Source organism: Streptomyces sp. (assembly GCF_050698815.1).
In the GTDB taxonomy this organism is placed as follows: Bacteria; Actinomycetota; Actinomycetes; order Streptomycetales; family Streptomycetaceae; genus Streptomyces.
Genome location: NZ_JBOHCV010000138.1, coordinates 1 through 5,528, shown reverse-complemented (window position 1 = coordinate 5,528; position 5,528 = coordinate 1). Strand labels below are relative to the sequence as shown.

The window sequence follows — 5,528 nt, the reverse complement described above, 5'->3', positions numbered from 1 at the left end:
GACGCGTTGAGCGGCGGATTCAACGAGGCACTGCTCGAAGCAGCCGCGATCGGCAAGCACGACCACGTGCTCGACATCGGATGCGGCACCGGCCAGATCACCCGCCTCGCCGCCCGCCAGGCCGCTTCAGGACAGGCTGTGGGGATCGACATCTCCGTGCCCATGGTGGAGCGGGCGCAAGCCACCGCCGTCGAGGAAGGCATCGCCAACGCCGTCTTCGAACAGGGCGACGCGCAGGTCCACCCCTTTCCCGCCGGCCACTATCACGCCGCTGTCAGCCGGGGCGGGGTCATGTTCTTCACCGACCACGTCGCCGCGTTCACCAATATCGGCCGCGCGCTGCGGCCCGGCGGCCGGCTCACCTTCATCGCCCCGCAACCGCCGTCCCCCGACGGGGACTCGGCCCAGGTCTTCGCGCCGGTGAACGCACTCATCCGCCAGCCCTCTCCCGCGCAGCGGGGCATGATGTCGCTCTCCGATCCCGCCCGCATCCACGAAGTGCTCACCGCCGGGGGATTCACCGAGGTGACGGCGACCTCCGTCGAGGGGGCGGTCGACTGGGGGCGAAACGCCGGCGATGCCGTGGACTTCTTCTTCGCGATGGGACCGATCCGCTACAACCTCGAGGGCGTGGACGCGGAGGTCGTGGAAAAGGCCCGCGAGCAGGTGAGGGCGGCGCTCCAGACGCACGAAACCCCGGACGCGGTCCGGCTGCGCGGCGCCGTCTGGCTCGTCACGGCCACCCGTCCCTGATCCTCGCGCCCGACCGGCACGAGCCGTGCCGCTGTCCCGGCGTGGACAGATGCACATTGTCTTAAGAAGTTGCCCAGGCAGGCACCGCGACACTGGGGTGGGGCGCCTGGGGCCAGGAAGCACCGTTCTGGCGGTTCCCCAGGTCTCCCTTCCGACGAAGCGGCACGTCATCTTCCTGGGAGCCCTGAGTGAGCGCAGCAACCACGATCAGCGCGGGTACGCCCGATACGGCCGGGCGCAGCAGCGCCGCCCGCGTCCTGACCGGAAGCCGGGAGGGCGCCGCAGGCCTGCGCACCCTGGACGGGTTGTTCAGCCTCGCGGCGGCCAGGCGCCCCCACGAGGTCGTCGTCGCCGACGGCGGTCGCGAGCTCACCTACGAGTCGGCGGAGAGCAGCTCGGGCCGGGTCGCCTCGGCGCTGCTGCGCTACGGAGTGCAGCTCGGTGACCCCGTACTCGTCCACTGCTCGGACCACGCCCAGGCGCTGGTGGCCCAGTTGGCCGTGCTCAAGCTGGGCGGAGTGTGCGTCCCGGTGCCCCACGGTGTCGATGACGCCGCCCTCCTGCGGATCGCCGACCTGAGCGGTGCGACGCTCGTGCTGTGCAGCAGCGCCACCAGGGAGCGCTGGCCACTCCCTGCCATGGTGCTGGACGACGAGCGGACGTGGGCGAAGATCACCCCCCTCCGGGTGGACGGGTCTCTGCCCCGGTCGAGCCCGGCCGATGTCGCCTACCTGTTGACCGAACTCGGCGCCGACGGAGGTGTGACGGGGCATCTCGTCGACCACCGGGCCTGGCTGTTCGCGGTCCATGACCGGCTGCGCCGGGCCGGCCGGCCCACCCGCGGTGTGACAGCGGGGCAGGAGGTCGGCGGCGCACGGGCCCTGGCCGCGATGTGGTGGGCGGTCGCCGCGGGGACCAGGTTCCACGGACCGCGTCCCCCGGGGGCGGGCGAGGCCGTGCTCCACCTCCACGGTCCGGGTACCGCCGCGGTGTACGGACCGGATGAGTACGAGGCGGTGCTGGCGGGCGCCGGGCCGGGCGCGGGGGAGCGGCTGGGCACGGTCCTGATCACCGGCGGCCCGCTGCCGGCCGGGCTCGTGGAGCGCCATGTCGAACTGCTGCCCTTCACGCGGCTGCTGGCCGAGTTCTCACCCCGCGACGGCGCCATGCCCTGGACAGCCGTCGACTGCACGGCGGACGCCCGGAACGCACCGGCCGCTGACGGTCGTACGGTCATGGGTGCCGCCGCGTCCCGTGTCCGTGTGACGATCCGCGATGCGGGCGGACGGGTGCTGCCCAGGGGGCGCACCGGGCAGATATGGGCCGCGGGCACCGCGCTGCCCTTCGACAGGCTTTACGACGGCTGCCACGAGTCGGCCGCCGACGACCGGGGCTCGTTCACGGAATCCGGATACAACGGGCGGTGGACCGAGAGCGGCTCGCTCGAGGTCGTGGGGCGCACCCGCGCGCACGCTCCCGCGGGCGCGGAGCATGCGCGCACCGTGAGGTCACACGTCCAGCTGAGCGGGGAAACCTCAGAGGGTCCGACGGGATGGGAAGCCCCCGTGGAGGGCCCGCGTCCGGGCTCGCGTCCCGCTCGGCTGTGCGCCGGTGTCGTGGTCACATAGGGTCGGTGGATGGCGAAGTACTTCGACGTGCACCCTGAGAACCCGCAACCGCGCACCATCAACACCGTGGCCGACAGTCTTCGCGCCGGTGCGCTCGTGGCGTACCCGACGGACTCCTGCTTCGCACTGGGATGTCAGCTGGGGAGCCGCGACGGCATCGACCGGATCCGCTCGATCCGGAACCTCGACGACCGTCACCACTTCACCCTCATGTGCCAGAACTTCGCGCAGCTGGGTCAGTTCGTGCACATCGACAACGACGTGTTCCGCGCGATCAAGTCGGCGACGCCCGGCAGCTACACCTTCATCCTCCCCGCGACCAAGGAGGTGCCGCGCCGGCTGTTGCACCCGAAGAAGAAGACGGTCGGCGTCCGGATCCCGGACCATTCCGTCACACAAGCGCTGCTCGCCGGTCTCGGTGAGCCGCTGCTCTCCAGCACCCTGCTCCTGCCCGACGAGGACGAGCCGCTGACGCAGGGCTGGGAGATCAAGGAACGGCTCGACCACGTGGTGGACGCGGTGATCGACTCGGGCGACTGCGGCACGGAGCCGACCACCGTCATCGACTTCTCCGGCGGCGGCGCCGAGATCGTACGCCGAGGGGCGGGCGACACCGCACGATTCGAGTAGCCCCGGGGACGGAGGCAGGGGGGCCACGGTCAGCCGCTGAGGTCGAGGTCGGTGCGGCTGCGGGCGTTGGCTTCGGCGACGCGGGCGCTCAGCAGCTCGGCAGGACTCAGGGGGTGGAGGCTGTTCGCGTCGGCGTCCCATTCGCGGCCGCCGCTGAGCGGGCGCAGCTGGACGTAGGGCCCTTCGTGGCCCATGACGACGCCGACGCGGTCGTGGACGGTGTCCCGGACAGGGACACCGATGGCGGGTTCCGGTGGTGGGATGCCCGGCCTGGGCTGCGGACCACCGGTCACCGGCCTGCTCCCCTGATGATCACAGCGGCCAGGGCGAAGGCGACAGGGGCGGAGCAGACGCCGAGGTGGACGAGGGCGTAGCGGGCGGCGGATCCGGCGTCACCGTCGCTGCTGTCGCCGTCGCTGTCGATCACGTCCTGCCAGGGGGTGCGTACGTCCATCGCGGGGAGTTGGATGCCCGCGCGGGTGAGCGCGTCGGCGAGTGCGTCGCGGGCCTCGACCGTCTCCCGGATCTTGGCCGCGCCGGGGTGCGCGGCGGTGGCAGAGGGCGTGTGTCGCTGGTTGGTCATGGGTGCGCTCCCTTGTCGTTCGGCCGTTTCGCTGCCCTGGCTTCACGGCGTGAACTACCGTGCGTGACGAGAGCACTACGAGAATGCGGCCGGCTCGGGGCAGGGCGCGCTGCGGACGGGGTGTGCTTCCCCGCTGGTCAGCGCAAGTTCCACACCTTCCACGAAGGGGCACATGCCGACCGGACGAACGGTCTCAGGCCGCCAGTTGGAACCGGGTCCGCCCAAAGAGGTGCAGGGCGAGGTAATGCGTATGTCGTCGGTCTCGGGCTCCGAAGCGGTGGCTCAGAGGGTGGTCCGCGTGTCGGTGGTGCCGTCGAGCTGTTCGCGGGCGAGCCTGCTACCTGGAGGCAGTCACCGATCAACTTCGGTTGTATGTCGGCCAATAGCCGTCGACAACGCCAGGCAGGCCCTTCGTGACTGACTCCCATGTGAAGCCCCGCACCCGGACGGCATCAAGGGTGGCTCCTGTCCTGTGCTCGCTGGTCCTGCTGGCGCTGCACGGTGTGGGAGGGTTCTTCGTTCTCAACGCCCTGATGACCACGTCGGAAGGGCCATGGGATACCGATGTCACCCAAACCGCCAGGATGATGGCCCTGTTCGGGATCGTGACCGAGGCGCTTGCCGCTGCTCTCACTGCGGTGTTCATCGCACTCGCCCGACTGAGGACATGGTGGTACGCGATTCCTGCCCTACTCGTCGTGACGGCAGTGGTGCGCATGGTGTTCGCCCCCGGGGCGTGAGGGCAGGCCGTCCGTACCGGGCTCGCCGACCGGACCGGCGTCGACTGCGTCTGTCTTGGACGCGTCGCTGTTCGAGGGGCGTCCCACCTGGGCTTTCCCTCCCACATCCCGACGTCTGGTTTGTCAGGGATATCTACGCTTGGGCGTCGACCGCACGCTTGTGATCCGCGGTACAGGTGCGCACAGGGTCTTGCTTACTTGAACGGGTGTTCGTAGTTTCTTGTTACCCCCCCGTATCAGTCGTTGCGGCGTGCCCCCTGTGCGCCGTGGCGTACCCGTGCGTGTCGACAGGAAGAAGAGTCCCATGCGGATGCGCTTTTCTGTGCTCGCGGCAATCCCCCTCGTCATGGCCGCTCTGCCCGCTTCAGCAAGCGCCGCGACGCCTGCCGCCCCGCTCGTCGCGGTCGCAAAGGCCACTGGGACGGCGATCCCCGGTCAGTACATCGTCACCCTCAAGTCCGGCGCGAAGGCCGGCAGCCTGGCTCGCGCCGAAGGCGTGAGACCGAAGCAGACCTACAGCGCCGCGATCGACGGTTTCGCGGCCAAGCTGACCACCGGGCAGCTCAACGCCCTGCGCGCCAACCCCGACGTAACGCGTATCGAGGAGGACGCGCAGGTCCGCGCCTCCGCCACCCAGAACAACGCCACCTGGGGCCTGGACCGCATCGACCAGCGCAACCTGCCGCTGTCGAATACCTACAACTACAACACCACCGCCTCCAACGTGACGGCGTACATCATCGACACCGGCATCGAGGCCAGTCACCCCGAGTTCGGCAACCGGGCCGCGAGCGCCTACGACGCCACTCTCGAGGGCATCGCCCTGGGCGGCCGGGACTGCAACGGCCACGGCACGCACGTCGCCGGCACCATAGGCGGCTCCACCTACGGAGTGGCCAAGGGTGCCCAGCTGCGCGGCGTAAAGGTCCTCAACTGCGCCGGCATAGGTACCAATGCCGATGTGATCGAGGGTATGGACTGGGTCCGCACCCACGCGGCCAAGCCCGCCGTCGCCAACATGTCCCTCGGCGGCGGCTTCTCCGCAGCGGTGAACAGTGCGGCGACCAACCTGAGCAACTCCGGCGTCTTTCTGGCCGTCGCGGCAGGCAACGACGGCGAGGACGCCTGCAACTCCTCGCCGGCCAGCGCCGCCGGGGTGACGACGGTCGCCGCTTCCGACAAGAACGACAACGC

At 70.1% G+C, this 5,528-nt stretch carries 7 protein-coding genes; 5 read left to right on the top strand and 2 right to left on the bottom strand.

What is annotated here, in order from left to right; all coding sequences use genetic code 11:
- The 3 genes from ACRDP3_RS05535 to ACRDP3_RS05525 form a co-directional block, all read left to right on the top strand.
- A partial coding sequence (locus ACRDP3_RS05535) for a class I SAM-dependent methyltransferase (protein ID WP_431515682.1) occupies positions 1 to 753 on the top strand: 753 nt, incomplete at its 5' end.
- Between the two features lie 188 nt (positions 754 to 941).
- Complete coding sequence (locus ACRDP3_RS05530; RefSeq protein ID WP_431515681.1) at positions 942 to 2,381, top strand: AMP-binding protein; 1,440 nt, start codon at positions 942 to 944, stop codon at positions 2,379 to 2,381.
- Positions 2,382 to 2,390: 9 nt separating this feature from the next.
- Complete coding sequence (locus ACRDP3_RS05525; RefSeq protein ID WP_431515680.1) at positions 2,391 to 3,011, top strand: L-threonylcarbamoyladenylate synthase; 621 nt, start codon at positions 2,391 to 2,393, stop codon at positions 3,009 to 3,011.
- A gap of 29 nt (positions 3,012 to 3,040) precedes the next feature.
- Here the strand turns inward: ACRDP3_RS05525 and ACRDP3_RS05520 are convergent, their stop codons facing one another.
- Positions 3,041 to 3,274, bottom strand: coding sequence for a hypothetical protein (locus tag ACRDP3_RS05520; protein ID WP_431515683.1), 234 nt, complete (start codon positions 3,272 to 3,274; stop codon positions 3,041 to 3,043).
- A gap of 26 nt (positions 3,275 to 3,300) precedes the next feature.
- On the bottom strand, positions 3,301 to 3,594 hold the full coding sequence (locus ACRDP3_RS05515) for a hypothetical protein (RefSeq protein WP_431515679.1): 294 nt from the start codon (positions 3,592 to 3,594) through the stop codon (positions 3,301 to 3,303).
- A gap of 458 nt (positions 3,595 to 4,052) precedes the next feature.
- Between ACRDP3_RS05515 and ACRDP3_RS05510 the strand changes: the two genes are divergently transcribed.
- Together ACRDP3_RS05510 and ACRDP3_RS05505 are read left to right on the top strand one after the other, a co-directional pair.
- Positions 4,053 to 4,334, top strand: coding sequence for a hypothetical protein (locus ACRDP3_RS05510; RefSeq protein ID WP_431515678.1), 282 nt, complete (start codon positions 4,053 to 4,055; stop codon positions 4,332 to 4,334).
- A 304-nt stretch (positions 4,335 to 4,638) separates the two neighbouring features.
- A partial coding sequence (locus tag ACRDP3_RS05505; RefSeq protein ID WP_431515677.1) for a S8 family peptidase occupies positions 4,639 to 5,528 on the top strand: 890 nt, incomplete at its 3' end.